The following is a 26,254-nucleotide window of genomic DNA, read 5'->3' as shown; positions in this document are numbered from 1 at the left end:
AGGAGTTTCGCGATGGCGTCAGGCACGGTGACGGCGGCGTTGGCGGCGGGGCTGCTGGCGATCGCGGGGCCTGCGGGCGCGGTCGACGTTCTCACCGGCTCCCTGAAGACCATCGCCGCGAAGGGCGAGGTGGTGATCGGCTATCGCACCAGCTCGGTCCCGTTCTCCTTCGTCGAGGGCAAGCAGGCCGACGGCAGCCCGCGCCCGATCGGCTACGCGATCGACCTCTGCGGCGAGATCGTCGACGAGATCGGCCGCGAGACCGGACGCACCGACCTGAAGGTGCGCTACGAGCCGGTGACCTCCGAGACGCGGTTCGCGGCGGTGTCCGGCGGCAAGGTCGATCTCGAATGCGGCTCCACCACCGCCAACGCCGAGCGCCGCCGCACGGTCGCGTTCTCGCCGGTGACCTTCATCAGCGCGACGAAGCTCCTCGTGGCCCGGGCCTCGCCGATCGCGTCCTATCGCGACCTCGGCGGCAAGAAGGTCGTGGTCACCGCCGGCACCACCAACGAGGCCGCCGTCCGCGACATCCTCGCCAAGCTCAAGCTGCAGGCCGAGATCCTGAGCGGAAAGGACCACGCGGAATCCTACGCCATGGTCAAGGACGGCCGCGCCGACGCCTTCGCCACCGACGACATCCTGCTCTACGGCCTGATCGCCAACGATTCCGCCGATGGCGCGAAGTACACGGTGCTGCCGGACAAGCTGTCGTTCGAGCCCTACGGCATCATGTTCCGCAAGGACGACCCTGAGCTGGCGGGCGCCGTCGCCGCCACCTTCGCGCGGCTGGCCGAAAGCCGCGAGCTGCGCTGGACCTACGAGCGCTGGTTCCTCAAGCGCCTGCCGAACGGCGAGCGGCTGAACGTGCCGATGTCCAACGACCTGCACACCAGCTTCCAGCTGATCGGGCTGGAGGATTGAGGTCGGTCGCTGGGGGTTGGTTGCCGCAATTGCCCCTAGCCGATGACCGATAGGCCGGCCCGGCGATAGGCAGGGCTTACTATAGAACGTCGTTCTCAACCACGCCCCGTCATCCCGGGGCGTCGCAGGCGAGCCCGGGATCCTGAACCGTAGGTCGTGCTTCAGCTTGCGCCCTCGGCGGCTCTGGATGCCGCGTTCCGCTACGCAGCCCCGAGATGACGGAGCGTGGTGGATCCAAGCGGAGCCCTGCCTTGTCCGACGACGCACGTCCCGGCGCGACGCAAGCTCACCCCTGCCCGGCCTCGGCCTTGCGGTACTCGCGCCCGTGCTCGCAGTAGCCCTCGACGATGCGCACCATCATCGCGCGCTTGTCGGCATCGAGCGGGCCGAGAATGCGGGCCGGGCGGCCGCCCCAGAGATAGCCGCCCTCGAGCAGCTGGCCGGGATCGGTGGTGGCCCCTGCGGCGAGCATGACGTCGTCGGCGATCACCGTGCCGGGCGCGACCGTCGCGCCGATGCCGATCAGCGAGCGGGCGCCGATGCGGCTGTCGCCGATGCGGACGTTGTGGCCGATCGTGGTGTCGCGGCCGATGACGACGCCCTCCCCTCGGGTGCGGATCACCGTGTTGTCCTGGATGTTGGTGTCGGCGCCGACCACGATCGGCCCGACCTCGGCATGGAGGTCGCACGAGAACAGCACGCTCGATCCGGCGCCGAGCCCGACGCGGCCGCGGATGCGGGCCGTGCTGGCGACGTAGACCGTCTCGTCGACCTCGGGCGGGTCGCCGGCGGCGACCGCGGCCGGATCGCCCGCGGCCTCGCGCAGGCGCTCGGCGCGCTCGTCGATCTCGGCCCGATCGATCGGGCGCTGCGGCTTGGCCGGGCTGCCGGCGTAGACGAAGCCGCCGGCGAGCTGGGCGCGCGGAAACACCGTCGCGCCGGCCTCGATCACGACGCCGTCGCCGACGCTCGCCCCGTCGAGGATCACCACGTCGTCCTCGATCACCACGTCGGACCCGACCGTGCAGGCATGAACCACGCTGTTGCGCCCGACCGTGACCCGGTCGCCGACGCGGGTGCCGTGGGTGAAGGTCGCGATGTGGACGGTGGAGCGGTGGCCGAGCCAGAACCGGTCGCCGAGCGTCACCGGCTGCCCGTCGGCGCGGATCACGCCGTCGTCACCGATCCAGGCCTGGCTGCCGAGGCGGACGGCGCCGATCGCCGTGCTGCCGCGCCCGCACCAGACGGGGCGGCTCGCGAATTCCGGCAGGACGCCATCGTAGGGCAGGATCAGTTCAGGCGTCACGTCTTCGTCCTTCGGCGCGGATCGGCCGCCCCCCCGCGGGGAGCGGGCCGATATGCCATATAGGCGCAGGCGGTGGCCGAGTCAGGCGCAAGCGTGTTTCGTCGTCACGCCGCCGTCACCCGCGTCGCCGCGATGAGAGACCGATGCCCGCTGCTTCCCTGCCCTCCGTCAGCATCCAAGCCGAGCCCTTCGACGTCGCCGCCGAGATCGACGCGCTGAACGCGCGGCTCGCCGGTCGCGCCGGCGCGGTCGTCACCTTTACCGGCCTGTGCCGCGACGAGGGCGGCCGGCTGACGGCGCTGGAACTCGAGCATTATCCCGGCATGGCCGAAGCCGAGATCGGGCGCGTGGCAGCGGCGGCCGAAGCGCGCTGGCCGCTCCAGGCGGTCCGGGTGATCCATCGCTACGGCCGCGTCGCGCCGGGCGCGGGCATCGTGCTGGTGCTCACCGCATCGAGCCACCGCGTCGCGGCCTTCGAGGCGGCGAGCTTCCTGATGGACTACCTCAAGACGCGCGCCCCGTTCTGGAAGCGCGAGCATCTCGTCGACGGGACCACCGGCGGTTGGGTCGAGGCGGCGGAGGCGGACGACGCGGCCGCCGCGCGCTGGGCCGCGATCCTCGGTGCCGAGGCGGCGCCCGAGGGTTGACCCGGGCGGCGCGGGGGCGCTCGTGAGCGCCGACGCCGCACCAGTTTCGAAGGACGACATGGCCGAACCCAAGACCGAAGCGTTCGCCGGGCCCGTCGGCCCCTGGCGAGGGACGCTGCCGCTCGCCGCATCCGGCATCGCGGTGGTGTCGTACGTGGCGCTGCTGGCGCTGGCCTGGATGTCGGTGGCGACGCTGTTCCTGGTCTTCGCCGGGGTGCTCCTCGGCGTCTTCCTCGACGGGCTGACCCGTGGCCTCGGCCACGTCCTCCCCCTGCCCCGCGGCCTGCGGCTGACGATCGCCAGCCTCGCGGTCGCGGCGGCGGCCATCGGCCTGATCGGCTTCGGCGGCGCGACCGTGGTGCAGCAGGGGCGCGACCTCGGCCAGACGATCAAGAGTCAGGCGGGCACGCTCACGTCGTGGCTGTCGTCCTACGGCATCGACCTGCCGATCCTCGACTCCGTCGGCGGCCCGGACGGCAAGGGCAAGGACGAGAAGCCCGCGCCCAAGGCCGACGCCAAGAAGCCGGAAGGCCTCGGCGGCCTCGCCTCGAGCGCGATCAAGAGCCCGGGCTCGCTCCTGTCGGATGCAGGCAACGTTCTGGGCCCGGCGGCGGCGGTGATCATCGGGCTGTTCAGCGCGCTCGGCAACGTGCTGGTGATCGTCTTCCTCGGCCTGTCCTTCGCCGCCGATCCGGCGAGCTACCGCGACGGGGTGCTGCGCTTCATCCCGCCCAGGAAGCGCGATCGCTGGTCGAAGGTGCTCGACGGGGCCGGCGAGACCCTGCGGCATTGGCTGTTCGGCCAGCTCATCACGATGACGGTGATCTTCCTGTGCATCTGGGGCGGCCTCGCCTTCCTCGGCATCGGCGGCTCGCTGATTCTCGGGCTCCAGGCCGGCCTGCTGGCCTTCGTGCCGACGGTGGGTCCGCTCGTCGCCGGCGTGATCATCCTGCTGGCGAGCCTCGCCTCGGGGGTGAACGCGCTGCTCGGCGCGCTCGGCGTCTACCTGCTGGTGCAGTGCCTGGAGAGCTACGGGCTGACGCCGTTCATCCAGAAGCGTGCCCTCGACATCCCGCCGGCGACGATCTTCGCCGGGCAGCTCGTGCTCGGCGTGATCTTCGGCCTGTGGGGCATCGCGCTGGCCCTGCCGATGATGGCGGTGATCAAGGTGCTGCTGGAGCAGCTCTACGTCGAGGACACGCTCGGCGAGGACGCCACCGTCTGACGCGCTGTGGGCGCCCTACCGTTCCAGGGCGCCCTCGATCATCGCGGCGACGGCGAGGGCCCGCCCGTCGTCGCCGAACCGGGCGATCACCTGCACGCCGACGGGTAGTCCGTCCCCTGGCACCGGCACGTTCACGCAGGGCACGCCCATCAGCGTCCACAGGCGGTTGAAGCGGGCGTCGCCCGTCGAGGCCAGCGTCCGCGGCGCGAAGCCGGGGGCCGAATAGGTCAGGATCGCGTCGAAATCCGAGAACAGCGTCTTCAGCAGGCGCCGCGCCCGGTGCGCCTTGCGGCGGGCGTCGTCGTAGGCGGCCGCGTCGAGCCCCTGCGCGGCGTCGAGCTGCGGACCGAGCCGCGGGCTCAGGGCGTCGCGATGGTGGGCGTATTCCCAGGCCAGCGCCTGGCGCGCCTCGAAATCCTGGATCGTCCCGTGGCTCTCGAACGCCGCGGCGAACTCCGCCGGCAGCGCGAAGTCGCGCACCAGCGCGCCCGCGCGCTCGGCCGCCTGCCGCGCACGGTCGAGCGCTCCTTGCGCCTCGGGCGCCGGGGCTTCGGCGTAGTCCTGCGTCACGACCATGACCCGCGGCGTGCCGGGCGCGGTGCCGCCGAGGTCGATCGCCGGACGGCCGGCGATCAGCGCCAGCGCGTGGGCGACGTCGCCGATGCCGGCCCCGAACAGGCCGAGCGTGTCGAGCGCCCACGAGAACGTCTTCACGCCCACCGTTGGCAGCAGCCGGAACGACGGCTTGATCGCGGCGCAGCCGCAGAAGCTCGCCGGCCGGATCACCGAGCCGCCGGTCTGGGTGCCGAGGGCCAGCGGCAGCATCCCGGCCCCGACCGCGGCGGCGGAGCCCGCCGAGGAGCCGCCGGGCGTGTGGTTCGAATCGTGCGGGTTCGTGGTCTCGGTCGGATCGACGCTGGCGAAGGGCGAGGTCGTGGTCTTGGCCAGCGCCACCGCGCCCAGCGCCTTGAGCCGCATGACGATGGCGGCGTCGGCCTTCGGGCGCCAGCCGTCGTAGATCGGCGAGCCCATCTGCGTCGGCATCGCGGCGGTGTCGATGATGTCCTTGACGCCCACCGCGATCCCGGCGAGCGGCCCGGCATCGGTGACGGCGGGCGCGGGATCGGTGACGACGGTGGCGCGCACCACCGGATCGCGCGCGAGGATCGCCTCCTGCGACAGGCGGATCGCGCCCTCCGGCGTGAGGGTGCCGGCTTCGATGCGGCGGCGCAGGTCGACCAACGAAAGCATCACGCGTCCTTGACTTGAGGGCCCTTCGCGAAGGCCACCGGTTCCGGGGCGGGTCCGACGACGACCGCCGCGGGCGCCGGTGCAGGTTTCGTGCGCGGATGCGCGAAGGCCCGGCCGGCGGTGCCCGGGGCGTAGCATGCGCAAGGCCCCGCCGCGACGGCGGCAGCGTTAGCATCGCGTTTACGCGTCCGTGATCATTCTCCGCGTCATGTGGCGTAGCGTTCTCGCATTCTCCGCCCTTGCGCTGTTCGGCGCGGGGCTCACCGGCTGTGCGATCAACAAGTTTGAGCGCCGCGACGCCTGGCGCGACCAGGCGGAGCAGGTGTGCCTGGCCAAGAAGCTCGTCGAGCCGACCGAGTTCGTCGTCCCGTCCAAGGAGATCGACGGGCCCGGCCCCTGCGGCATGACGCAGCCGTTCCGGGTGACGCGGCTCGGCGGCGGCGCCGTGGTCCTGAAGCAGCGCATGACGCTCGGCTGCCCGGCGCTCGCTGAAGCCGAAGCCTGGCTCGCCGACACGATCCAGCCGGCGGCGAACCTGTATTTCGGCCAGCCGGTCGCCGAGATCAACGCCGGCTCCTACGCCTGCCGCGGGCGCAACAACCAGGTCGGCGCGAAGCTGTCCGAGCATTCCTTCGGCAACGCCATCGACGTGATGTCGTTCAAGCTCGCCGACGGCTACGTCATCACCGTCAAGGGCGGCTGGCGCGGCACGGAGGCCGAGCAGGGCTTCCTGCGCGAGGTCTTCATCGGGGCCTGCCAGCGCTTCACCACCGTGCTGGCGCCCGGCTCCAACGTGTTCCACTACGACCACATCCACGTCGACCTGGCGCGCCACGACCCGCGCGGGCTGAAGCGGATCTGCCAGCCGCTGATCAAGTTCACGCCGCAGCTCGGCTCGGACAGCCCGCGGCCGATGTCCCGCCCCCGCCCGCCCGAGCGCCAGCCGGCGCCGCCGCAGGCCCCGGTGGATATCGAGGAGGACGATCCCTACGGCGCGACGCCGATGTCCCGGGCCGCCAGCCCGACTCAGGTCGCCCGCGCGCCCGCCCGGCCGGCGGCGCCCTCGGCCTACGCCTCGGCCCCGGCGCCGCGCCCGCTTCCGTCACGTCCCGCGCCCCGCGTCGCGGCGGCCTTGCCGGAGGAGGACGTGGGTGGCGGTTCCGAGGAGCCGCTCTCGCTCGCCGCGCCCGGGCTGGCGTCGGGGCCGATCTACTGAGCGTCACCCGGCCGGCGGGTGTGCCTCCCGTGCGCCACCGGCCCGCGAAAGCGTGGCCGGACGGGTCGTCCGGCTTGACTTGAGCGTGCCCCGGGCCATCGTCCCCGGATGCAGGACAACACGCGGAAAGCACCCGCCATGCGCTCGAACGCCGTCTCCGTCGCTTTGGGCGTCGGCCTCATCCTCGCCGGCTGCCTGCAGCCGGCCTTCGCCCGCTCGGCGCGGGAGGACATCGAGCCTTCCGAGGAGCGCGCCTTCCCCTTCGACGCCAACATCCCGGCCTGCCAGGATTCGAGCGTGCTGGAGAAGGTCTCGACGCAGTTCGCCGAGAAGGAGGCGAAGTTCTGGAACTCGTCCCTGACGATCGTAGCCTACGACACGATCGAGCGGACGGCGTGGCGGCCGTGGGGCCTCGATTTCATCCCGCGTCGATTCTGCACCGCGACCGCGACCACCTCGGACGGCGTCCGCCGCAAGGTCGACTACTCCGTGCGCGAGAGCCTCGGCATCATCGGCGCGACCTGGGGCGTCGAGCTCTGCGTCCACGGCCTCGACCGCGACCTGAGCTACGCCTACGCCACCGCCTGCCGCATGGCGCGCCCGTGACGCGTGCCGGCCTCGCCCTGGCGGCCCTGCTGGCCGCCGGAAGCGCGCAGGCGCAGGATTACGGCGGCTTCGGCCGCGGCAACGACACGCCCGGCGGCTTCGACTTCTACGTCCTGGCCCTGTCCTGGTCCCCGACCTACTGCGAGACCGCCGGCCAGCGCGACGACCGCCAATGCGCCGCCGGGCGCGGCCTCGGCTTCGTCGTGCACGGGCTGTGGCCGCAATACACCCGCGGCTACCCGCAGAACTGCTCGGCCGTGCAGCGCTCGCCGACGCCGCAGGCCATGGAGGTCGCCGGCCAGGTCTACCCGAGCAAGGGGCTCGCCCGCTACGAGTGGCGCAAGCACGGCACCTGCTCCGGCCTCGACCCGACCGCCTACTTCAACGCCGCCCGCACGGCGCGCCTGGCGGTGACCATCCCCGACGACCTCAAGACCTCGGGTTCGGAGCGCCGCCTGGCGCCGATCGAGATCGCGCGGCAGTTCGTGACCGCGAACCCCGGCTTGCGGCCGGACATGATGGCGGTGTCCTGCGCCCGCGGGCAGCTCCAGGACGTGCGGATCTGCTTCACCAAGGACCTGCGCGGGTTCGCCGCCTGCCCGGAGGTCGCGCGCGGCAATTGCCGCGCGCCCGAGATCACGGTCGGCGCCGCGCGCTGAGCCTTTTCGGCGGATTCGGGGTCCGACGGCTGGACCCGGGCCGCCGGATCCGCTTGATCGTCCGTCATGAACTATCGCCACGCCTTCCATGCCGGCAACTTCGCGGACGTGCTCAAGCACCTTGTGCTGACGCGGGTGCTCGCGCATCTCGGCCTCAAGCCGGCGCCCTATCGGGCGATCGACACCCATGCGGGCCTCGGCTTCTACGACCTCACCGCGGACGAAGCCGGGCGCACCGCCGAGTGGGTCGACGGCTGGGGACGCCTCGACGACCCGTTTCCGCAGGCCGTGGAGGACCTGCTTGCCCCCTACCGCGCCGCGGTCGCCGCGGTCCGGGCGCGCCACGGCGCCACCACCTATCCCGGCTCGCCGGCGCTGATCCGCGAGTTCTTGCGAGCCGAGGACCAGGGCGTGTTCGTCGAGCTGCATCCCGAGGACCACGCGGTGCTGCGCGAGCGCTTCAACGGCCACGCCCGCACCAAGGTGCTGCACCTCGACGGCTGGACCGCCCTCAACGCGATGATCCCGCCGCCCGAGCGCCGCGGGCTCGTCCTGATCGACCCGCCCTACGAGGTGCCGGGCGAGATCGACCGGCTCGGCGCCCATCTGGCCAGGGCGGTGGCGAAGTGGCCGACCGGCGTGTTCCTGGCCTGGTACCCGATCAAGACCCTCGCCGCCGTCGACCGCATGGTCGCCGCGCTCGACGGCGCCCTGACCCGCCCGGCGCTCCGCCTCGACCTCATGATCGACCGGCCCGACGACACGCGGCTCACCGGCAACGGCCTGATCGTGGTCAACCCGCCCTGGCGCCTGGCGGAGGAAGCCGCGCTGTTCATGCCGGCCTTGGCCGAGCGCCTGGCCCGCGGCGCGTACGGCGCGTTTCGCTGCGAGGCGATCGGGACGGTTGCTTGAGGTCCGTCGGATCCGCCCCGCATCCGAGACCAGACCACACCTCAGGATGAGGAGGAAGATGGGATCGACCGGCAGCGACCTCACGCATGCGCCAGGATCGCCAGCAGCAGCAATGCGATGATGTTGGTGATCTTGATCGCCGGGTTCACCGCGGGGCCGGCGGTGTCCTTGTAGGGGTCGCCGACGGTATCGCCGGTGACGGCCGCCTTGTGCGCGTCCGAGCCCTTGCCGCCGTGATGGCCGTCCTCGATGTACTTCTTCGCGTTGTCCCAGGCGCCGCCGCCCGAGGTCATCGAGATCGCCACGTAGAGGCCGGTGAGGATCACGCCGAGCAGGCTCGCGCCGACCGTGGCGAAGGCCTGGGACTTGCCCGCGACGAGCTGGATCGCGAAGAACAGCACGATCGGCATCAGCACCGGCAGCAGCGAGGGCACGATCATCTCGCGGATCGCCGCCCGCGTCAGCATGTCGACGGCGCGGCCGTAATCCGGCCGGTCGGTGCCGGCCATGATCCCCGGCTTCTCCCGGAACTGGCGGCGGACCTCCTCGACCACGGCGCCGGCCGCCCGGCCCACGGCCGTCATCGCCATGCCGGCGAACAGGAACGGGATCAGCCCCCCGATCAGCAGGCCGACGACGACGTAGGGGTTGGACAGCGAGAAATCCACCGTGACGCCCTTGAAGAAGCGGTACTGCGTGTCGCTGGCGTTGGCGATGAAGTAGTCGAGGTCCGAGGTGTAGGCGGCGAACAGCACCAGCGCCCCGAGGCCGGCCGAGCCGATCGCGTAGCCCTTGGTGACCGCCTTGGTGGTGTTGCCGACGGCGTCGAGGGCGTCGGTGGACTTGCGGACCTCGGAGGGCAGGCCCGCCATCTCGGCGATGCCGCCGGCGTTGTCGGTGACCGGGCCGAAGGCGTCGAGCGCCACGATGAAGCCGGCGAGCGCCAGCATCGCCGTGACCGCGATGGCGATGCCGAACAGCCCCGCCAGCGCATAGGTGGAGATGATGCCGCCGACGATCACGAGGGCCGGAAGCGCGGTCGATTCGAGCGAGACCGCGAGGCCCTGGATCACGTTGGTGCCGTGCCCGGTGACCGAGGCGTCGGCGATCGACTTCACCGGGCGGAAGTTCGTGCCGGTGTAGTACTCGGTGATGACCACGATCAGCGCGGTGATCGCGAGGCCGATCACCGCGCAGCCGAGCAGCCCGCCCGACGTGAAGCTGACGCCGGTGGAGGTGGTGAAGCGCGTCGCGAAACCGCCGAACAGGGCGAGGTTGACGGCGGCGATGGCCCCGACCGAGAGCACGCCCGCGGTGATCAGGCCCTTGTACAGCGCCCCCATGATCGACTGGTTCGATCCGAGCCGCACGGCGTAGGTGCCGGCGATCGAGGTGAGGATGCAGGCCGAGCCGATGGCCAGCGGATAGATCATCATCGCCTCGAGCACGTTGCGGCCCGCGACGTCGACCTGCCCGCCGAAGAAGATCGCCGCGAGCACCATCGTGGCGACGACGGTGACGGCGTAGGTCTCGAACAGGTCGGCCGCCATGCCGGCGCAATCGCCGACGTTGTCGCCGACGTTGTCGGCGATGGTGGCGGGGTTGCGCGGGTCATCCTCCGGGATCCCCGCCTCGACCTTGCCGACGAGGTCGCCGCCGACGTCGGCGCCCTTGGTGAAGATGCCGCCGCCGAGGCGGGCGAAGATCGAGATCAAAGAGGCGCCGAAGCCGAGCGCGACGAGCGCGTCGATGACCTCGCGGCTGGCCGGCGGCAGGCCGGCCCCGCGGGTGAGATAGAGGTAGTAGAAGGCGACGCCGAGCAGCGCGAGCCCCGCGACCAGCATGCCGGTGACGGCGCCCGACTTGAACGCGACCTCGAGGCCGCCGCCGAGCGACGTCGAGGCCGCCTGCGCCGTGCGCACGTTGGCACGCACCGAGACGTTCATGCCGATGAAGCCGGCCGCCCCGGACAGGACCGCGCCGATGAGGAAGCCGATGGCGACCTTGATCCCGAGGAAGAAGGCCAAAGCCGCGAACAGCACGACGCCGACGAGGCCGATGGTGGCGTATTGGCGCTTGAGGTAGGCCTGCGCGCCCTCGGCGATCGCGGCGGCGATCTCCTGCATGCGCTGCGTGCCGGCGTCCCGTCTCATCACGTCGTTGATCGTCACGATGCCGTAGGCGACGGCGCACAGCCCGCCCAGGATGATCAGCAGCAAAGCGGTCATGCACCCGTCCCTTGTTCTCGTGATGCCTGGCGTCGGCTTGGTGTTGTCGAGCTTGGCCCTTGGGCCCGGACGAACGGCTCGGATTCGGCATTCCTTCCCAGAAGTGCGAGACTTGATTGCCAAACTTCGCGGTCGAGCGCAAACGCCACTTTTGTATTTCGACACGTGATCTTGCTGCAACGCAGCAATGAGCATTGAATTCTGATTTGCGGCCTGCCCGCTCATCGTTGGCCGGGTTTTGCGCGTGGTCCGATCCGGACTCCGCGACGCGCGGCGGGATGCACGTTTACCGGCCGTTAACCATGATGAACACTACCTTCGGTTGCATCAACGAAGGGTGCTCGACGATGAGTGGCGATCAGGTGGCGAAGCTCGCAGCGACGATCGAGGTGCTGACGAACGCGGTGCAGTTCCTGGTGGCGGAACGCGTCAGCATGCAGCCGCCGTCCGTGCACGGCGCGCTGCTTCAGGTCCTCCAGCGCTCGCTCTCCGCCCCGGCGGAGCGGGACGATGCGCATCCCGGCGGCACGGCGGTGCAGCGGGCCGACCTCGCCCATTGGACGCCGGTCATCGCCGCCACCCTGATCGACGACGTCCGGCGCCAGCTCGGCCGCGAGCCCGAGGGCTCGCCGCACGACGCGGCGCCTCAGGTTCGGACGGTCTCCGAGACCTTCTTAGAAATGGCTGAACGCGCCCGCCGCGAAAACGCGCGTGGCTCCGTCGACACCCTGAAAGCCGGGCCGTCCGCTGCCTGAGGCGACGGTGCCGAGGACCGCGACCGGCACGCCCGCGAGCGAGGCCGCCTGGCGGAACGCGTCGAGGTCGTCGGGCGCCACGGTGCAGAGGATCTCGTAATCGTCGCCGCCGGTGACGGCGACGTCGAGCAGGTCGGGCCTCCCATCGACGACGCGGGCGGCGGCTTGCGAGAGCGGGACCGTCGCGGTGTCGATCGTCGCCGTCGCGCCGGCACCGGCCAGCATCTTGGCGAGGTCGCCGGCGAGCCCGTCGGACACGTCCATCGCCGCGGTCGCGAAGCGCAGCACCGCGTCGGCGAGGGCCAGCCGCGGCCGCGGGTGCAGGTAGCGGTCGGCCAGATGGCTGCGCGATGCGCCATCAAGCGCCCGGACCCATTCGGCATCCGGCTCGAGCCGCATCCGCAGGCCGAGCGCCGCGTCGCCGATGGTGCCGCTGACGCAGATCCGGTCGCCGACCCGCGCCGTGGTACGGCGCACGATGCGCCCCGCGGGGACTTCGCCGATCGCGGTGATGCCGATCAGCGCCGGACCGCCCGACCGCACCGTGTCGCCGCCGAGCAGCGGGCAGCCGGACGCCCGGCTCGCCTGCCCGAGCCCTTCGGCGAAGGCGGCGAGCCACGCCTCGGTCCAGTCCGCCGGCAAAGCCAGCGTGAGCAGGAAGCCGCAAGGCGCGGCGCCCTTGGCGGCGATGTCGGAGAGGTTCACCCCGAGCGCCTTGCGCGCGAGCGAGCCGGGTGGGTCGTCGGGAAAGTAGTGGACGCCGGAGACGATCGCGTCGGCGGTGAGCACGAGGTCGTGGCCGGGGCTCGGCGCGAGGCTCGCCGCATCGTCGCGCAGGCCGTCGGCGCCGGGGCCGGCGAGCGGCGCGAAGTAGCGCGCGATGAGCGCGTCCTCGGTCGGGCGCGATGCGCTCACCGGACGCTCACCCCTGCTTGGCGCCGGCCAGTTCCGCCGCGCGGGTCTGGCGCGCGACCTTGTCGAGGACGGCGTTGACCATGCCCGGCTCGTCGCCGGTGTAGAAGCTGTGGGCGACGTCGACGTATTCCGAGATGGCGGCGCGGGCCGGAACGTCGCGGCGGAACATCAGCTCGTAGGTGCCGGCGCGCAGGATGGCGCGCAGCACCACCTCGATGCGCTTGAGCGGCCAGCCCTGGCTCAGCGCCTGGTCGATCTGCGGATCGATCGCGCGCTGCTCCTCCACCACGCCGCGCAGCAGGTCGCGGAAGAAGGCCGGCTCGGCCGCCGGGTGCAGCACGCCGTCGATCTCCTTGCCGAGCCAGAAGGTCTCGAACTCGGCGAGCGCGTCGAGCACGCCCTTGCCGGAGATCTCCATATCGTAGAGCGCCTGCACCACGGAGAGCCGGGCGCCGCTGCGCGGATTGATCTTGGTCATGATCGTCAGGCTCTCATGCAGCGGCGGCCGCGCGCTTGAGCGCCAGCACCGCGAGTGCCGCCTCGGCCGCGCCGCCGCCCTTGTTCATCTCGGAGACGCGGGCACGGGCTTGGGCCTGAGCCTCGTTCTCCACCGTCAGGATGCCGTTGCCGAGCGGCAGGCGCAGGTCGACGGACAGGTCCATCAGCGCGCGCGCGCTCTCGCCGGCGACGATGTCGTAATGCCCGGTCTCGCCGCGGATGACGCAGCCCAGAGCCACCACGGCGTCGTAGGGCGTGCCGGCCGTCTCGGCCGCTGCGAGCAGGATCGCCACCGTCGCCGGAATCTCGAGCGCGCCCGGCACCGTCACGACCGTCGCCTCGGCCTCGGCCGCCGCGATGGCGGCGCGGGCGCCTTCGAGCAGGTCGTCGGACAGGCCGTCGTAGAAGCGCGCCTCGACCACGAGGACCCGGGCGCCGGGCGTTTTCGGGGACGCGGGCGCGTCCTTGCGTTCGATGTACATGGGACTCGTGGGACTCCGGCGGACCCGCCGCGCGGGCGGCGGGCGCTGACCGACGCGCCGTCTCCGGCCGTCTCGCATCCAGGGTGTTCGGGGCAGCGAGGGTTAGACCGAAGCGGCCGCCGCCACAAGCGCGCCCGCACGGGGCCGCCTGCGGGCAGGGCATCGCTTCCATGCGCCCGGGTCCATGCGACCGAGTGCATATGCCCGATTCCCCGGGCCCGAGCGCGACGCGGCAGGCGGCGCATCGTTTTCCCGGCATCGGCGTGGCCGGGATGGCCCGCGGCTTGCTCCCCGGTTTCGCCGCAGGGGTGCCGGGCGAAGGAACCGCATGAACGTCGAGCTGATCGGGCTGACCAAGCGCTACGGCGCGACCCTCGCCGTCGATGCGATCGACCTGAAAATCCCGTCGGGCGCCTATTGCTGCCTGCTCGGCCCGTCGGGCTGCGGCAAGACCACGACGCTGCGGATGATCGGCGGCCACGAGGCGGTCAGCGCCGGCGAGGTCGTGATCGGCCCGCGCGCCGTCGGTGACGCGCCGCCCGCGGAGCGCGGCACGGCGATGATGTTCCAGAGCTACGCGCTGTTCCCGCACCTGACCTGCCGGGACAACGTCGCGTTCTCGCTCAGGATGCGCGGCGTCGCGAAGGCCGAGCGCCGCGCCAAGGCCGACGCGATGCTCGACCTCGTGCAAATGGGGCACCTCGCCGACCGGCTTCCGGCGCAGCTCTCGGGCGGGCAGCAACAGCGCGTGGCGCTCGCCCGCGCGCTGGTCACCGGACCGAAGGTGCTGCTCCTCGACGAGCCGCTTTCGGCCCTCGACCCGTTCCTCCGGGTGCGGATGCGGGTGGAGCTCAAGCGCATCCAGGCCGAGCTCGGCCTCACCTTCATCCACGTCACCCACAGCCAGGAGGAGGCGATGGCGCTCTCCGACCTCGTCGTGGTGATGAACGGCGGCAAGATCGAGCAGGCCGGCGACCCGCGCACGGTGTTCGAGCGGCCGGCCTCGGCCTTCGTCGCCCGCTTCATCGGCGGCCACAACGTCATCGCCCTGCCCGAGGGCAAGGTCGCGGTGCGCGCCGACCGGATGCGGCTCGGGGCCGAGGCCGGCGACGGCGCCGTGCAGGCCCGCGTCCTCGCGGTCGAGTACCAGGGCGCCAGCGTGCAGGTGGCGCTCGAGGCGGACGGGATGACCGAGCCTGGCGGGCTGAGCGCGGTCGTGGACGACGCGACCTTCGCCGGCCGTCCGCTGGCGCCGGGCGACCGCGTGGCGCTCGGCTGGGACCCCGCCGCCGCGCACCGCCTGGACGCCTGACGCGACCGGCATCAAGAAAAGAAAGGGACGACGATGACCAACGGCATCAGATTCACGCGGCGCACGCTGCTCCAGGGAGCCGGCACCGCCCTCGCGGCCGGGCCGATCACCGGGTTTCCCGCCGTCCACGCGGCCGAGCCGGTGACGCTGCGCTACCTCGGCACCGCCGTGAACCAGTCCGGCGACATCGCCCGGAAGGTGAAGGAGGATCTCGGGATCACGATCGAGTACATCCCGGTCGTCACCGACGAGGTGACGAAGCGCGCGGTGACGCAGCCGAACTCCTTCGACCTGATCGACACAGAGTTCTTCAGCCTGAAGAAGATCGTCCCCTCGGGCAACATCCTCGGTATGGATGCGCGCCGGATCAAGAACGCCGACAAGATCACCCCGATTTTCACCAAGGGCGAGATCGCCGGCAAGGCGATCGGCGACCAGGGCACCGCGCCGAAGAAGGTGTTCTACCTCGAAGGCCAGACGGGCAAGACCTTCGCGTCGTCGCCGACCGAGTGGATCACCCTGATCCCGACAACCTACAACGCCGACACGCTCGGCATCCGCCCGGACCTGATCAAGCGCCCGATCACCAGCTGGAAGGAGCTGCTGAACCCGGAATTCAAGGGCCGCGCCTCGATTCTCAACATCCCCTCCATCGGCATCATGGACGCGGCGATGGTGGTGGAGGCCACCGGCGACTACACCTACGCCGACAAGGGCAACATGACGAAGGCGGAGATCGACCGCACGATCAAGCTGCTGATCGAGGCCAAACGCGCCGGCCAGTTCCGCGCCTTCTGGCAGGACTTCAACGAATCCGTGAACCTGATGGCGTCCGGCGAAACGGTGATCCAGTCGATGTGGTCGCCCGCCGTCACCAAGGTGCGCACGCAGGGGGTCGCCTGCACCTATCAGCCGCTGAAGGAAGGCTACCGCGCCTGGGCCACGGGCTTCGGCCTGCCGAAGACGCTGACCGGCCGCAAGCTCGACGCGGCCTACGACTTCGTCAACTGGTTCCTCTCCGGCTGGGCCGGCGCCTACCTCAACCGCCAGGGCTACTATTCCGCCGTGCCCGAGACCGCCAAGACCCAGATGGAGCCCTACGAGTGGGCCTACTGGATGGAGGGCAAGCCCGCCGAGAAGGACATCCACGGCCCCGACGGCGGCCTGCTCGAGAAGGCCGGCGCCACCCGCGACGGCGGCTCCTTTGAGGCCCGCATGGGCGCGGTCGCCTGCTGGAACGCGGTCATGGACGAGAACACCTACATGGTCCGCAAGTGGAACGAGTTCATCGCGGCGTGAGGACGATGGCTACGCCGCGCCCCTCGTTCGCCGAGTCCATGGTGCTCACGCACTTCGGCATATCGTCTATGCATGGATCGTTCGAAGCATCGCCCTGCCCCCTCTCCCGAAGGGGAGAGGGAACCCGCGATTCGAGGACAGGCGCCGTGGAACCGGTCGCCCGCGGACGCGGAAGGGAACGGCGCCCGCTGCATCGGTCGGAGGGCTCGCGATGAGCGACGTTGCGCTTCCTGCCCTCGCCGACGTGCCGGCGAATTCGGTTCGGGCCGAGGCCGCCCCGGCCCGCCGCCGGCGGCCCCTCGCCTATCTTCAGGCCGCGCCGATGGCGCTGGTGTTCTTGGTCTTCCTCGCGATCCCGCTCCTGCTGACGCTGATGGTCAGCTTCTGGGAGTACAACGAGTACGAGATCATCCCAGCCTTCACGCTGCAGAACTACCGCGACGTGTTCGAGGGCTGCGGCAACCTCGCGGACCCGTGCACCACGGCGCGGACCTATCTCTCGACCCTCAAGTTCTGCGCGCTGACGCTGGCCTTCACGCTGCTGATCGGGTTCCCGGTCGCGTACTTCCTCGCCTTCCACGTCCGTTCGCGCACCGTGCAGATGGGGCTGTTCCTGCTGTGCACGATCCCGTTCTGGACCTCGAACGTGATCCGCATGATCTCGTGGATTCCGCTGCTCGGGCGCAACGGCCTCGTCAACGACACTCTGCAGGGGATGGGCGTGATCGGGAGCCCGATCGAGGGTCTGCTGTACTCGGACTTCGCGGTGACCTTGGCTTTCGTGCACCTCTACACGGTCTTCATGATCGTGCCGATCTTCAACAGCATGGCGCGGATCGACCGGTCGCTGATCGAGGCGGCCTACGATGCCGGGGCCACGGGGTGGCAGACGCTGTGGAGCGTGATCGTTCCCCTGTGCAAGCCGGGCATCGCCATCGGGACGATCTTCGTGCTCACCCTCGTGATGGGCGACTTCGTCACCGTCGGCGTGATGGGCGGCCAGCAGATCGCGTCGGTCGGCAAGGTGATCCAGGTGCAGATGTCGTACCTGCAGTTCCCGGCCGCGGCCGCCAACGCCGTGGTGCTGCTCGCCGCCGTGCTGATGATGATCCTCGGGCTCACCCGGGTGATCGACCTGCGGCGGGAACTCTGACCATGACGGAGCCTTCAGCGTGAGCGATCGTCCCCGAGGCCTGGCCTTCGCCGCGCTGGCGGCGTTCTTCGCGCTCTACGTGCTGTTCCTCTACGGCCCGACCCTGACGATCCTGGCGCTGAGCTTCCAGGGTCCGCAGGGCGGCCTGACGTTTCCGATGAACGGCGTCTCGACGCACTGGTTCGCCAAGCTCTGGGCCGGCGGCGGCATCGTCGACATCTGGGCGGCGTTCGGGCGCTCGCTCCGCCTCGGCTTCGTGGTGATGGCGCTCACCGTCGTCCTGGCGTTCTTCGCGGGCCTCGCCTTCCGCAAGGGCTTTCGCGGCGCCAACGCCCTGTTCGCCATCGCGGTCGCCAGCCTGATCGTGCCCTCGATCGTGGTCTCCCTCGGGATCGGCCTCGAGTTCCGTCTGGTCGACGACGCGATCAACGCTTTGGCGGCCGCCACCGGCTGGGGATGGCTGCAGGACCACGGCACCGCCATGGGGCTCTACACCTCGGCGCTCGGGGCGCACCTGACCTGGACGCTGCCCTTCGGCCTTCTCATCATGTTCGCGGTCTTCAACCGGTTCGATCCGGCCTACGAGGAGGCCGCCCGCGACCTCGGCGCGACCGGAGCGCAGACGCTGCGCCACGTCGTGGTCCCGATCCTGGCGCCGGCCCTGGTCGGCGTCGCCCTGTTCGGCTTCACCCTGTCCTTCGACGAGCTCGCCCGCACCAGCCAGGCGATCGGCGGGCGCAACACCCTGCCGCTCGAGCTCCAGGGTCTCACCACCACGGTGACGACGCCGGAGATCTACGCTCTGGGAAGCCTGACGACGGCGGTGTCGGCCGTGGTGATCGGCACGGCGCTCGCGGCGAGCCTGTGGCTGCAGCGCCGCCGGGCCCGCCGCAGCCTGGCGCTGCCGTAGCGGCTCGTCCGCGATCGCGCGATGCCTTCGGGATCGTACGTTCAGCCCCCGCGAACGCGTCGCGCGGGCTTGCTGATACGTCCGGCCGCTCCGATCGCGCCAAGGGCCGATCAGTCGGTGCCGGCCGGCTCCTCGCCGGAGCCGACGAGCGTCAGGCGCGGGGTCGAGGCCTTGCGCTCGGCGGTCTCGATCAGGCGAAGGCTCGTCGCCTGGCGGCTCTTCTTCAGGTCCTCGGCGATCTCGCTCGTGTTTCCGGAGATCCGCTTGGCGCGCTTGTCGTATTCCGCCATCGAAACGACGGAGGAGTCACCGGTCTCGGGGATGCGCGCCATGTCCACCTCGAAGGAAGAGACCGTCCGCACGAGCGCGTGGCGGGCATGACCCGAGCCTAGCACGCTTTCCCGCATTCCCGCCGAACGATTTGCCGTCGACCCACCGTGCGGTTCTCGGATCGAGACGCGCGCTTTCGTGTTTGTCGCACGCGGTGTTTGCTAAATGTCGCCGAGTGTGCAAAAAGTACAACATCGATCTCTGGCCAGATATCCGGCCGTTCCGTCCGTAATGGACGTGCGCTGATTTTCTCCCACATTTCGACGACCCGCGACCTGGCGCGTGATTCACATGCGCCGGTCGAATTATGACGACTGATAAGATACGGAATTTTCTATGAGCACCGGCACCGTCAAGTGGTTCAACGATCAGAAGGGCTTCGGCTTCATCCAGCCGGATGACGGCGGCAAGGACGTCTTCGTGCACATCTCGGCTGTGGAGCGCGCCGGAATGCGCGGCCTGACCGAAGGCCAGAAGATCTCCTACGAGATGGAGACCGATCGTCGTAGCGGCAAGCAGTCCGCCGGCAGCCTCCAGGCCGCCTGAGCACCGAGTTCGCCTCGGATCGTCGTCGAAGCCGTCCCACCCGGGACGGCTTCGCGCGTTTTCGGAGCGTTGCGACCGAAGCGCGATGAGCGAGTCTCATCGCCGACCGCGTCCCGCCACGGCGGGGCGGCCGCCATCCGCCGAGCGTCATGGGCCGCGAGCCTTGCGATTCGGTCCGACCTGTCTGACCGCAGCCGGCATGGGGCCGGTGGCGCATAAGGATCTTGTGTGAATCAATCCAAGGACAACCAGTTCTCCGACCGGCTCGAGACCGCTGCGAAGGCGCGGGAAGCGATGCTGGCGCGCTATCGTTCGCGGCCGGCCGCCGATGATCCCGCCGTCGTCGCCCGCCAGGCCGAGCGTCAGGCCGTGATCGAGGCCCGCGAGGAGCGCAACAAGGAGCGCGAGGCCGCCCGGGTCGCCGCCGAGATCCAGCGCGTCGCCGAGGCGAAGGCCCAGCGCGAGTTCGAGGCTGCCGAGGTGCTGCGCATCGCCGCCGAGAAGGCCGAGCGTCAGGCCGCCCTGGCCGCCGAGCAGAAAGAGGCACGCGACGCCCGCTTCGCGGCGCGCAAGCTGCGCGCGCGCAAGTAGGCCCGCAGCCGAGCCCCGGCGGCGATCCAACCGACGCGGCTCAGGCCGCGGCGGGCGGGCCGGCGCCACCCGACCCAGCCGAATCCGTCACTTCGAACGTCGCACCCGCCCCGGGTCCGGCAGCCGGCGTCGCGGCGATCAGGAGTGATGTACGATGTCCCACAAGTTCAAGCTCGGCCAGCGTGTCCGTCAGTCGCGCGGCGGCTTCGGCTCCGTCAAGGACGATGCCTCGGGCCTGCTGTGCGAGATCGTCCGCCTGATGCCCGAGGACCGGACCGGCGAGCCCTGCTACCGGATCAAGTCCTCGGCCGGCGAGCGCGCCGCCAACGAGAGCGAGCTCTCCCTCGCCGGCTGATGCGCCACGGCGGCTGCGAGCGGTCGCCGCACACGGCCCCAACGCCTTCGGCTTCTCGCGCGCGGACGTCTGCAAGGCGCGCGGACGTGCCGTGCGTTGCCAAACGCGCGGACCTGCGCCATCTCAGCCTCGATGCCGGCCGAGGCCCTTCTCGCCAGCCGCATGCGGCTCCCGCTGACGGGCCGGGTGGCGTCTCCCGCCCCGGTCCGCCCATCGATCGGGAGCCGTTCCATCCCTGGGCGGCGTTTCACGTTGACCCCAACCCCAAGCAGGCAATGAGTAAGCGCACCAGGCAAAGGCCGCAGGAGCGAGGCTCCGTGCTGTTCGACGTGGTCTACGAGGACGGTTCGCAAGCCTCGAACCGCCGCGTCCCGATGGAGATCCTCGGTGGTCTCGACGGCGACGAGCCGGCCCGCGAGGTGATCTCGGCACAGGACGAGGAGATCGCCCAGAAGTCGGGGCGTCCGCAGCGGACGATCCTCAGTCTCTCGCGTTCGCCGATCCCCGAAGCGAAACCGAAGCCGCCCCGCGTCGCGTAAGGGAGCGCGACAGTGGGAGAGCACGACATGGGCCACAAGTTTCATCTCGGGCAGCTCGTGCGTCGCCGCGACCTCGCGGCGGCGCGAAACGGCAACCGCATCTTCGAGGTGATCGGCCTATTGCCGGCCGAGGCGGGCGCGCCGAATTATCGGATCCGCAGCACCGAGGCCGGTACGCACGAGGTGCGCGAGGACGGCCTGACGGCCGCCTCGTGCTGCTCGGCGCCGGCATCCTGATCGGCGTCGGACCGAGCGCGCGTTGGAGCGGCGCGTCGGCAGTGGCATAAGACGGACGTCCCGCTTCCGGGGCCTCCGCCCGGACCTTCGCCCGATGCGCCGCCTCCCGCCGGCCCCGACATTCCCCGGCACGACAGCACCCCGCCCCGCACGGTGCCCGGCATGACCGCGCCGGACCTCGCGACCGTGCGTCGCCCGGCCCAGCGCCGGCTGGGCGGCCCGCGCACCCTGTGGAAGCGGCTCGCCCGCGCCATCGGCGACCTGCTGCCGAAGGGGCTCTATGCCCGCTCGCTGATCATCATCATCGCCCCGGTGGTGCTGCTGCAATCGGTGATCGCCTACACCTTCATGGAGCGGCACTGGCAGCTGGTGACCAAGCGCCTGTCCTCGGCCGTCACCGCCGACGTCGCGGCCCTGATCGACATCTACGAGGTCTATCCCCAGGACAAGGACGCCGAGACGCTCTCGCGCATCGCCGGCGAGCGGCTGAACCTCGACCTCGACATCCTGAAGGGGGCCAAGATCCCGCCGCCGGGGCCGCGGCCGTTCTTCTCGATCCTCGACGAGGCGCTGTCGGACGAGCTGAAGCGGCAGATCGGCCGGCCGTTCTGGATCGACACCGTCGGGCGCTCGAACCTGATCGAGATCCGCGTCGCGATCCCCGACGGGGTGATGCGCATCACCGCCCGCCGCTCGCAGGCCTACGCCTCGAACTCGCACATCTTCCTGGTCTGGATGATCGGCTCGTCGATGGTGCTGCTCGGCGTGGCGATCCTGTTCCTGCGCAACCAGATCAAGCCGATCCTGCGGCTGGCCGCGGTGGCGGAGGGCTTCGGCAAGGGCCGCGAGATCGAGTTCCGCCCCCGCGGCGCCCGCGAGGTCCGCCAGGCCGGCCACGCCTTCATCGAGATGAAGCGCCGCATCGAGCGGGCGATGGAGCAGCGCACGACGATGCTCAACGGCGTGAGCCACGACCTGCGCACCATCATCACCCGGTTCCGCCTCTCGCTCGCCCTGATCGAGCAGACCCCGGAGATCGACGAGCTCTCGCGCGACGTCGACGAGATGAGCCGGATGCTGGAAGGCTACCTCGCCTTCGCCCGCGGTGATTCGGCCGAGAACGCGGCGCCGACCGACATGCGCGCCCTGCTGGAGGACCTGCGCACCGACGTCGAGCGCCTGGGCGCCCAGGTCTCGGATTTCGAGCTGGCCGGGTCGCCCTCGGTCACCGTCCGGCCGGACGCGTTCCGGCGCTGCCTGTTCAACCTCGCCGCCAACGCCGCGCGCTACGGCGAGACGGTGGCGATCTCCGGCCGGGCCGAGGCGCGGGCGTTCTTCGTCTCGATCGACGACGACGGCCCGGGCATCGCGCTCGAGAGCCGCGAGGAGGTGTTCAAGCCGTTCGTGCGCCTCGACGATGCGCGGCAGGATGCCGGCGGCTCGGGCCTCGGCCTGTCGATCGCCCGCGACATCGCCCGTGCCCATGGCGGCGACGTCTCGCTCCACGACAGCCCGCTCGGCGGCCTGCGGGCGACGGTGCGGGTGCCGGCGTGAGGGCCGCGCCGCCCGAGGCTCGTCAGCGGGCGCGTTCCTGGATGTGCGTGATCTCGAGACGGGCGCTCGTGAGGAGGTATTCCAGGGTCTTCAGGTCCAGGCCGGCCTCGTGGAAACGGACCTGCAATCCTGCCTCGCCCCTCCAGTCGTACCCGGCGTCGGAGGGAAGATATTTGAGCAGCATCGCGCTGGCGACGTTCGTACGGACGTAGCCGCGATGACGGACCAGCCTGCCGATCTGCAGCACCAGCGCGTCAATCTGCGCGCGATCCGACATGATCGAGCGCGGCTTCGACACAGGTGAGCGCATCAATTCGGTTTCCCCTTGTTAGGGGCGAACATAAACGCCGAGACTTGCGTCTTTCTTAGCAACACCGATCGATCTCGTAAAAATGTCCGCGTTGCTACCCCGCCGATATTTGTCGATCCGAACTGCGGCCAGGCTCCATCGCGCGGCAAAAAAACGGTGCGCAGGGTGTCCCCACGGCCACGCCGGGATGCTAAGGACGAGCGATCCGTCCAAGCGCGAGGGCTGCGCCGCCGCCCCGCACGACCTGAGTGCCGTTCATGAACCCGCTCGTTCCGCTCTTCATCCTGATCTCGCTGCCGCTCGCCGCGATCGGCCTCGTGCTCTACACCGACACCGGCATCGAGCCGGCCCTGTTCTACGCGTCGGTGAAGACCTTCGTGATCCTGGCCGTCATCGCCGTGGCGCTGTCGTTCGGCGCGAGCAAGCTGGCCGAGCGCTCCAAGAACTGAGCGCTGCGTCCCTCCCGGCACGCGGCGTGCAGGGAGCAGGCTTCGTTCCGGGCAGGACGGCGCGCCGGGCAATCGCGAGGCTCGGCTGCGCGAATCATGAGGGCGTTTCCATGATGCAGATCGTTCCGGCCTTCGGACGCATCGGCGAGGAGAACGCCTTCGCCGTCCTCGCGCGGGCCAACGCGCTGGCGGCCCAGGGGCGCGACGTCATCAATCTCGGCATCGGCCAGCCCGACATGCCGACCCCGGCCCACATCGTCGAGGCCGGCATCCAGGCGTTGCGCGACGGCCATCACGGCTACACGCCGGCCACCGGCATCCTTCCCTTGCGCGAGGCGGTCGCCCGCGACATCCACCGGCGCCACGGCGTCGAGGTCTCACCCGAAAGCGTGATGATCGTGCCCGGCGGCAAGGTCACCATGTTCATGGCGATCCTGATGTTCGGCGAGCCCGGCGCCGAGATCCTCTATCCCGACCCCGGCTTCCCGATCTACCGCTCGATGATCGAGTTCACCGGCGCGACGCCGGTCCCGGTGCCGATCCGCGAGGCCAACGGCTTCGCCTTCTCGGCCGAGGAGACCCTGGCGCTGATCACGCCGCGGACCCGGCTGCTCATCGTCAACTCGCCGGCGAACCCGACCGGCGGCGTGACCCCGAAGGCCGAGATCGACGCCCTGGTGAAGGGGCTCGCCGACCACCCCGGCGTGGCGGTGATGTCGGACGAGATCTACGGCACCATGACCTACGACGGGCAGACGCATCACTCGCTGCTCAAGTACGAAGCGATCCGCGACCGGCTGATCTATCTCGACGGCGCCTCGAAGACCTACGCGATGACCGGTTGGCGGCTCGGCTGGTCGGTCTGGCCGAAGCCGCTCTACGAGGCGGCGCGCAAGCTCGCGGTCAACGCCCATTCCTGCGTCAACGCGGCGACGCAGTGGGCCGGCATCGCCGCGCTCGACGGGTCGCAGGATTGCGTGGCCGAGATGGTCGCCGAGTTCGACCGGCGGCGGACGATCGTGGTCGACGGCCTCAACGACCTACCCGGCGTCTCCTGCATCGTGCCGAAGGGCGCGTTCTACGCATTCCCGAACGTCGGCCGCACCGGCTGGAAGGCCAAGGCCCTGGCCTCGACCCTGCTGGAGGAGGCCGGCGTCGCCGTCATCGGCGGCCCGGATTTCGGCGTGCACGGCGAGGGCTACATCCGCCTGTCCTACGCCAACTCGGCCGAGAACATCCTGCGCGCGCTCGAGCGAATGAAGACGTTCCTGAGCGAGCGCAAGCCGGGCTGAGGCGACGGTCGGACGCGTACCCTTCCCTCCCCCCAAGGGGGAGGGAAGACCCGAGCCCCTCAGGCCGCCATCGCCTGCGCGTTCGGCTCGGCCGCGCGCACGTCCGCGTCGACGTGCTGCTCGAAGCGCTTGAAGTTCTCCTTGAACATGCCGACGAGCCGGCTCGCCGTCTCGGCGAAGGCCGCCTTGTTGGCCCAGGTCTTCACCGGCTGGAGGATGTGCGGCTCGACGCCGGGCACCGAGACCGGCACCGCGAAGCCGAAATACGGGTCGCGCCGGAACTCGGTCTTCGACAGCGAGCCGTCGAGCGCCGCCGTGAGCAGCCGGCGGGTGACGCGGATCGGCATCCGCCGCCCGGTGCCGACGCCGCCGCCGGTCCAGCCGGTGTTGACGAGCCAGCAATCGACGTCGTGCCGGGCGATGAGGTCGCGCAGCAGGTTGCCGTAGGTGCTCGGGTGGCGCGGCATGAACGGCGCGCCGAAACAGGTCGAGAACGTCGCCTCGGGCCCGGTCAGCCCGCGCTCGGTGCCGGCGACCTTGGCGGTGTAGCCGGAGAGGAAGTGGTACATCGCCTCCGCACCGGTGAGCTTGGCGATCGGCGGCATCACGCCGAACGCGTCGCAGGTCAGCATCACGATGTTCTTCGGGTGCCCGGCCCGGCCGGTGTCGCTGGCGTTGGCGATGAAGTCGAGCGGGTAGGCGCAGCGGGTGTTCTCGGTGAGCGAGGCGTCGTCGAAATCCGGGATCCGGGTCTCGGGGTCGATCACCACGTTCTCCATCACCGTGCCGAAGCGCTCGGTTGTGGCGTAGATCTCGGGCTCGGCGTTGCGCGAGAGCCGGATGGTCTTGGCGTAGCAGCCGCCCTCGAAGTTGAAGATCCCGTCCGAACTCCAGCCGTGCTCGTCGTCGCCGAGCAGCTTGCGCGAGGAATCGTTGGAGAGCGTGGTCTTGCCGGTGCCCGACAGCCCGAAGAAGATCGCCGAGCCGCCTTCGGCGTCGAGGGCGGCGTTGGCCGAGCAGTGCATCGGCATCACCCCGGCGCCCGGCAGGATGTAGTTCAGGTAGGTGAAGACCGACTTCTTCATCTCGCCGGCATAGGCCGAGCCGCCGATCAGCACGATCCTGCGGGTGAAGTCGATGGCGATGACGGTCTTCGAGCGGCAGCCGTGGCGGGCCGGGCCGGCCTGGAAGCTCGGCAGGTCGATGATCGTCATGTCCGGGACGTAGGCCGCGATCTCGGCGCGCGGCGGCCGGATCAGCAGGTTGCGGATGAAGAGCGAATGCCAGGCGAATTCCGAGAACACCCGCGCCTTCACCCGGTGCGCCGGGTCGGCGCCGCCGTATAGGTCCTGCGCGAACAGCTCGCGGCCTTCGGCGTGGGCCTGGAAGTCGGCGAGCAGGGCGGCGAACTGGTCGGGCGTGATCGCGCCGTTGTTCTCCCACCAGATCTCGTTCTCGGTGCTCGCGTCGCGCACCACGAACTTGTCCTTGGGCGAGCGCCCGGTATGGGTGCCGGTGGTCGCCACCAGCGCGCCGCCGCGCGCCAGGCGGCTCTCGCCGCGGGCGAGGGATTCCTCGTAGAGGCGCGGGGCCTCGAGGTTCCAGTGCACGGCCTTCAGGTTGCGCAGGCCGATCGCCTCCGCGCCGTGGGCCGCGTTATGATCGCCGATGTTGCTCAAGGTCTCTCTCCCGGGCCCCTGCTCGCGCCGCGTCGCTGCTCCGGGCGCGCCAGGCGCCGGATCATGGGAGCGTC

General features: G+C 70.5%; 29 protein-coding genes. 20 read left to right on the top strand and 9 right to left on the bottom strand.

Going from position 1 to position 26,254, the window contains the following annotated elements:
• The first annotated feature begins 12 nt into the window (after nt 1-12).
• Nucleotides 13-924 (top strand): amino acid ABC transporter substrate-binding protein, encoded by a 912-nt coding sequence (locus MKK55_RS17550; RefSeq protein ID WP_147725917.1) that lies wholly within the window; start codon nt 13-15, stop codon nt 922-924.
• Nucleotides 925-1,210: 286 nt separating this feature from the next.
• Here MKK55_RS17550 and MKK55_RS17545 read toward each other — a convergent pair whose 3' ends face one another.
• Complete coding sequence (locus MKK55_RS17545; protein WP_147842266.1) at nt 1,211-2,230, bottom strand: gamma carbonic anhydrase family protein; 1,020 nt, start codon at nt 2,228-2,230, stop codon at nt 1,211-1,213.
• 143 nt (nt 2,231-2,373) lie between these two features.
• Here MKK55_RS17545 and MKK55_RS17540 point away from each other — a divergent pair, with 143 nt between their 5' ends.
• Together MKK55_RS17540 and MKK55_RS17535 are read left to right on the top strand one after the other, a co-directional pair.
• Nucleotides 2,374-2,877, top strand: a complete 504-nt coding sequence (locus tag MKK55_RS17540) for a molybdenum cofactor biosynthesis protein MoaE (RefSeq protein ID WP_147859035.1) — start codon at nt 2,374-2,376, stop codon at nt 2,875-2,877.
• 58 nt (nt 2,878-2,935) lie between these two features.
• A complete protein-coding gene (locus tag MKK55_RS17535) occupies nt 2,936-4,102 on the top strand; it encodes an AI-2E family transporter (RefSeq protein WP_243936816.1) in 1,167 nt (388 codons plus the stop codon).
• A gap of 15 nt (nt 4,103-4,117) precedes the next feature.
• On the opposite strand, the gene MKK55_RS17530 is transcribed toward MKK55_RS17535, so the two are convergent.
• Entirely contained in the window at nt 4,118-5,353 is a 1,236-nt protein-coding gene (locus MKK55_RS17530; protein ID WP_243936814.1) for an amidase, read from the bottom strand.
• Between the two features lie 208 nt (nt 5,354-5,561).
• Between MKK55_RS17530 and MKK55_RS17525 the strand changes: the two genes are divergently transcribed.
• The 4 genes from MKK55_RS17525 to MKK55_RS17510 all read left to right on the top strand — a co-directional run bounded on the left by MKK55_RS17525 (nt 5,562) and on the right by MKK55_RS17510 (nt 8,746).
• A complete protein-coding gene (locus tag MKK55_RS17525; RefSeq protein ID WP_243936812.1) occupies nt 5,562-6,569 on the top strand; it encodes an extensin family protein in 1,008 nt (335 codons plus the stop codon).
• A 138-nt stretch (nt 6,570-6,707) separates the two neighbouring features.
• On the top strand, nt 6,708-7,175 hold the full coding sequence (locus MKK55_RS17520; RefSeq protein ID WP_147842583.1) for a hypothetical protein: 468 nt from the start codon (nt 6,708-6,710) through the stop codon (nt 7,173-7,175).
• Nucleotides 7,172-7,834: a ribonuclease T2 gene (locus tag MKK55_RS17515; protein ID WP_243936810.1), complete on the top strand. Its 663-nt coding sequence runs from the start codon at nt 7,172-7,174 to the stop codon at nt 7,832-7,834. Before MKK55_RS17520 ends, MKK55_RS17515 begins: the two co-directional genes overlap by 4 nt.
• 66 nt (nt 7,835-7,900) lie before the next feature.
• Nucleotides 7,901-8,746 carry a 23S rRNA (adenine(2030)-N(6))-methyltransferase RlmJ gene (locus MKK55_RS17510; protein ID WP_243936808.1) on the top strand — a complete coding sequence of 282 codons (846 nt, stop codon included), beginning with the start codon at nt 7,901-7,903 and terminating at the stop codon, nt 8,744-8,746.
• A gap of 80 nt (nt 8,747-8,826) precedes the next feature.
• Here MKK55_RS17510 and MKK55_RS17505 read toward each other — a convergent pair whose 3' ends face one another.
• The gene (locus tag MKK55_RS17505) at nt 8,827-10,974 is read right to left on the bottom strand and encodes a sodium-translocating pyrophosphatase (RefSeq protein WP_147727576.1); all 2,148 of its coding nucleotides are present in this window, start codon (nt 10,972-10,974) and stop codon (nt 8,827-8,829) included.
• Nucleotides 10,975-11,252: 278 nt separating this feature from the next.
• On the opposite strand from MKK55_RS17505, the gene MKK55_RS17500 reads away from it, so the two are divergent.
• Complete coding sequence (locus MKK55_RS17500) at nt 11,253-11,729, top strand: hypothetical protein (protein WP_243936805.1); 477 nt, start codon at nt 11,253-11,255, stop codon at nt 11,727-11,729.
• Here the strand turns inward: MKK55_RS17500 and thiL are convergent.
• The 3 genes from thiL to ribH are packed head-to-tail and all read right to left on the bottom strand — an operon-like array spanning nt 11,649 to nt 13,624.
• Entirely contained in the window at nt 11,649-12,644 is a 996-nt protein-coding gene (thiL, locus tag MKK55_RS17495; RefSeq protein WP_243936803.1) for a thiamine-phosphate kinase, read from the bottom strand. The two genes, MKK55_RS17500 and thiL, sit on opposite strands and share 81 nt — an antisense overlap.
• A 7-nt stretch (nt 12,645-12,651) precedes the next feature.
• Complete coding sequence (gene nusB / locus MKK55_RS17490; RefSeq protein WP_147859651.1) at nt 12,652-13,122, bottom strand: transcription antitermination factor NusB; 471 nt, start codon at nt 13,120-13,122, stop codon at nt 12,652-12,654.
• 13 nt (nt 13,123-13,135) lie between these two features.
• Nucleotides 13,136-13,624 (bottom strand): 6,7-dimethyl-8-ribityllumazine synthase, encoded by a 489-nt coding sequence (gene ribH / locus MKK55_RS17485; protein WP_147727573.1) that lies wholly within the window; start codon nt 13,622-13,624, stop codon nt 13,136-13,138.
• A 328-nt stretch (nt 13,625-13,952) separates the two neighbouring features.
• On the opposite strand from ribH, the gene MKK55_RS17480 reads away from it, so the two are divergent.
• The 4 genes from MKK55_RS17480 (at nt 13,953) to MKK55_RS17465 (ending at nt 18,298) form a co-directional block, all read left to right on the top strand.
• Nucleotides 13,953-14,936, top strand: coding sequence for an ABC transporter ATP-binding protein (locus MKK55_RS17480; protein WP_147842578.1), 984 nt, complete (start codon nt 13,953-13,955; stop codon nt 14,934-14,936).
• Nucleotides 14,937-14,969: 33 nt separating this feature from the next.
• A complete protein-coding gene (locus MKK55_RS17475; protein ID WP_147726894.1) occupies nt 14,970-16,235 on the top strand; it encodes a PotD/PotF family extracellular solute-binding protein in 1,266 nt (421 codons plus the stop codon).
• 211 nt (nt 16,236-16,446) lie between these two features.
• Nucleotides 16,447-17,388, top strand: coding sequence for an ABC transporter permease (locus MKK55_RS17470; RefSeq protein WP_243936801.1), 942 nt, complete (start codon nt 16,447-16,449; stop codon nt 17,386-17,388).
• A 19-nt stretch (nt 17,389-17,407) separates the two neighbouring features.
• Entirely contained in the window at nt 17,408-18,298 is an 891-nt protein-coding gene (locus MKK55_RS17465; protein ID WP_147842576.1) for an ABC transporter permease, read from the top strand.
• 110 nt (nt 18,299-18,408) lie between these two features.
• On the opposite strand, the gene MKK55_RS17460 is transcribed toward MKK55_RS17465, so the two are convergent.
• Nucleotides 18,409-18,630: a hypothetical protein gene (locus MKK55_RS17460; RefSeq protein ID WP_147726900.1), complete on the bottom strand. Its 222-nt coding sequence runs from the start codon at nt 18,628-18,630 to the stop codon at nt 18,409-18,411.
• 334 nt (nt 18,631-18,964) lie between these two features.
• On the opposite strand from MKK55_RS17460, the gene MKK55_RS17455 reads away from it, so the two are divergent.
• The 6 genes from MKK55_RS17455 to MKK55_RS17430 all read left to right on the top strand — a co-directional run bounded on the left by MKK55_RS17455 (nt 18,965) and on the right by MKK55_RS17430 (nt 22,450).
• Complete coding sequence (locus MKK55_RS17455) at nt 18,965-19,174, top strand: cold-shock protein (RefSeq protein ID WP_147726903.1); 210 nt, start codon at nt 18,965-18,967, stop codon at nt 19,172-19,174.
• A 228-nt stretch (nt 19,175-19,402) separates the two neighbouring features.
• A complete protein-coding gene (locus MKK55_RS17450; RefSeq protein WP_147726905.1) occupies nt 19,403-19,765 on the top strand; it encodes a DUF6481 family protein in 363 nt (120 codons plus the stop codon).
• A gap of 154 nt (nt 19,766-19,919) precedes the next feature.
• Complete coding sequence (locus tag MKK55_RS17445; protein WP_147842575.1) at nt 19,920-20,120, top strand: hypothetical protein; 201 nt, start codon at nt 19,920-19,922, stop codon at nt 20,118-20,120.
• A gap of 275 nt (nt 20,121-20,395) precedes the next feature.
• Complete coding sequence (locus MKK55_RS17440) at nt 20,396-20,659, top strand: hypothetical protein (RefSeq protein ID WP_147726909.1); 264 nt, start codon at nt 20,396-20,398, stop codon at nt 20,657-20,659.
• A 27-nt stretch (nt 20,660-20,686) separates the two neighbouring features.
• Nucleotides 20,687-20,896: a hypothetical protein gene (locus MKK55_RS17435; protein WP_147726911.1), complete on the top strand. Its 210-nt coding sequence runs from the start codon at nt 20,687-20,689 to the stop codon at nt 20,894-20,896.
• A 162-nt stretch (nt 20,897-21,058) separates the two neighbouring features.
• Nucleotides 21,059-22,450: an ATP-binding protein gene (locus tag MKK55_RS17430; RefSeq protein ID WP_147842574.1), complete on the top strand. Its 1,392-nt coding sequence runs from the start codon at nt 21,059-21,061 to the stop codon at nt 22,448-22,450.
• A gap of 22 nt (nt 22,451-22,472) precedes the next feature.
• Here the strand turns inward: MKK55_RS17430 and MKK55_RS17425 are convergent, their stop codons facing one another.
• Nucleotides 22,473-22,748 (bottom strand): hypothetical protein, encoded by a 276-nt coding sequence (locus MKK55_RS17425; RefSeq protein WP_147726914.1) that lies wholly within the window; start codon nt 22,746-22,748, stop codon nt 22,473-22,475.
• A 269-nt stretch (nt 22,749-23,017) separates the two neighbouring features.
• Here MKK55_RS17425 and MKK55_RS17420 point away from each other — a divergent pair, with 269 nt between their 5' ends.
• Nucleotides 23,018-23,209 (top strand): hypothetical protein, encoded by a 192-nt coding sequence (locus MKK55_RS17420; RefSeq protein WP_147726916.1) that lies wholly within the window; start codon nt 23,018-23,020, stop codon nt 23,207-23,209.
• 110 nt (nt 23,210-23,319) lie between these two features.
• On the top strand, nt 23,320-24,501 hold the full coding sequence (locus MKK55_RS17415) for a pyridoxal phosphate-dependent aminotransferase (protein ID WP_243936799.1): 1,182 nt from the start codon (nt 23,320-23,322) through the stop codon (nt 24,499-24,501).
• Between the two features lie 59 nt (nt 24,502-24,560).
• On the opposite strand, the gene MKK55_RS17410 is transcribed toward MKK55_RS17415, so the two are convergent.
• Nucleotides 24,561-26,180, bottom strand: a complete 1,620-nt coding sequence (locus tag MKK55_RS17410; RefSeq protein WP_243936796.1) for a phosphoenolpyruvate carboxykinase — start codon at nt 26,178-26,180, stop codon at nt 24,561-24,563.
• Nucleotides 26,181-26,254: the final 74 nt, after the last annotated feature.

The organism is Methylobacterium sp. J-059 (assembly GCF_022829485.1).
Classification (GTDB): domain Bacteria; phylum Pseudomonadota; class Alphaproteobacteria; order Rhizobiales; family Beijerinckiaceae; genus Methylobacterium.
Note: the sequence above shows the minus strand (reverse complement) of the source record. Positions and strands in the feature narration are given on the sequence as shown.

What these genes read in the sequence shown, in the direction of transcription:
- ribH (WP_147727573.1), bottom strand. Translation starts at nt 13,624, where the DNA reads ATGTACATCGAACGCAAGGACGCGCCCGCGTCCCCGAAAACGCCCGGC.
- MKK55_RS17435 (WP_147726911.1), top strand. Translation starts at nt 20,687, where the DNA reads ATGGGCCACAAGTTTCATCTCGGGCAGCTCGTGCGTCGCCGCGACCTC.
- MKK55_RS17505 (WP_147727576.1), bottom strand. Translation starts at nt 10,974, where the DNA reads ATGACCGCTTTGCTGCTGATCATCCTGGGCGGGCTGTGCGCCGTCGCC.
- MKK55_RS17455 (WP_147726903.1), top strand. Translation starts at nt 18,965, where the DNA reads ATGAGCACCGGCACCGTCAAGTGGTTCAACGATCAGAAGGGCTTCGGC.
- MKK55_RS17415 (WP_243936799.1), top strand. Translation starts at nt 23,320, where the DNA reads ATGATGCAGATCGTTCCGGCCTTCGGACGCATCGGCGAGGAGAACGCC.
- MKK55_RS17445 (WP_147842575.1), top strand. Translation starts at nt 19,920, where the DNA reads ATGTCCCACAAGTTCAAGCTCGGCCAGCGTGTCCGTCAGTCGCGCGGC.
- MKK55_RS17500 (WP_243936805.1), top strand. Translation starts at nt 11,253, where the DNA reads ATGCACGTTTACCGGCCGTTAACCATGATGAACACTACCTTCGGTTGC.
- MKK55_RS17430 (WP_147842574.1), top strand. Translation starts at nt 21,059, where the DNA reads ATGACCGCGCCGGACCTCGCGACCGTGCGTCGCCCGGCCCAGCGCCGG.
- MKK55_RS17470 (WP_243936801.1), top strand. Translation starts at nt 16,447, where the DNA reads ATGAGCGACGTTGCGCTTCCTGCCCTCGCCGACGTGCCGGCGAATTCG.
- MKK55_RS17475 (WP_147726894.1), top strand. Translation starts at nt 14,970, where the DNA reads ATGACCAACGGCATCAGATTCACGCGGCGCACGCTGCTCCAGGGAGCC.
- nusB (WP_147859651.1), bottom strand. Translation starts at nt 13,122, where the DNA reads ATGACCAAGATCAATCCGCGCAGCGGCGCCCGGCTCTCCGTGGTGCAG.
- MKK55_RS17440 (WP_147726909.1), top strand. Translation starts at nt 20,396, where the DNA reads ATGAGTAAGCGCACCAGGCAAAGGCCGCAGGAGCGAGGCTCCGTGCTG.
- MKK55_RS17520 (WP_147842583.1), top strand. Translation starts at nt 6,708, where the DNA reads ATGCGCTCGAACGCCGTCTCCGTCGCTTTGGGCGTCGGCCTCATCCTC.
- MKK55_RS17550 (WP_147725917.1), top strand. Translation starts at nt 13, where the DNA reads ATGGCGTCAGGCACGGTGACGGCGGCGTTGGCGGCGGGGCTGCTGGCG.
- MKK55_RS17510 (WP_243936808.1), top strand. Translation starts at nt 7,901, where the DNA reads ATGAACTATCGCCACGCCTTCCATGCCGGCAACTTCGCGGACGTGCTC.
- MKK55_RS17530 (WP_243936814.1), bottom strand. Translation starts at nt 5,353, where the DNA reads ATGCTTTCGTTGGTCGACCTGCGCCGCCGCATCGAAGCCGGCACCCTC.
- MKK55_RS17420 (WP_147726916.1), top strand. Translation starts at nt 23,018, where the DNA reads ATGAACCCGCTCGTTCCGCTCTTCATCCTGATCTCGCTGCCGCTCGCC.
- MKK55_RS17540 (WP_147859035.1), top strand. Translation starts at nt 2,374, where the DNA reads ATGCCCGCTGCTTCCCTGCCCTCCGTCAGCATCCAAGCCGAGCCCTTC.
- MKK55_RS17480 (WP_147842578.1), top strand. Translation starts at nt 13,953, where the DNA reads ATGAACGTCGAGCTGATCGGGCTGACCAAGCGCTACGGCGCGACCCTC.
- MKK55_RS17525 (WP_243936812.1), top strand. Translation starts at nt 5,562, where the DNA reads ATGTGGCGTAGCGTTCTCGCATTCTCCGCCCTTGCGCTGTTCGGCGCG.
- MKK55_RS17535 (WP_243936816.1), top strand. Translation starts at nt 2,936, where the DNA reads ATGGCCGAACCCAAGACCGAAGCGTTCGCCGGGCCCGTCGGCCCCTGG.
- MKK55_RS17460 (WP_147726900.1), bottom strand. Translation starts at nt 18,630, where the DNA reads ATGGCGCGCATCCCCGAGACCGGTGACTCCTCCGTCGTTTCGATGGCG.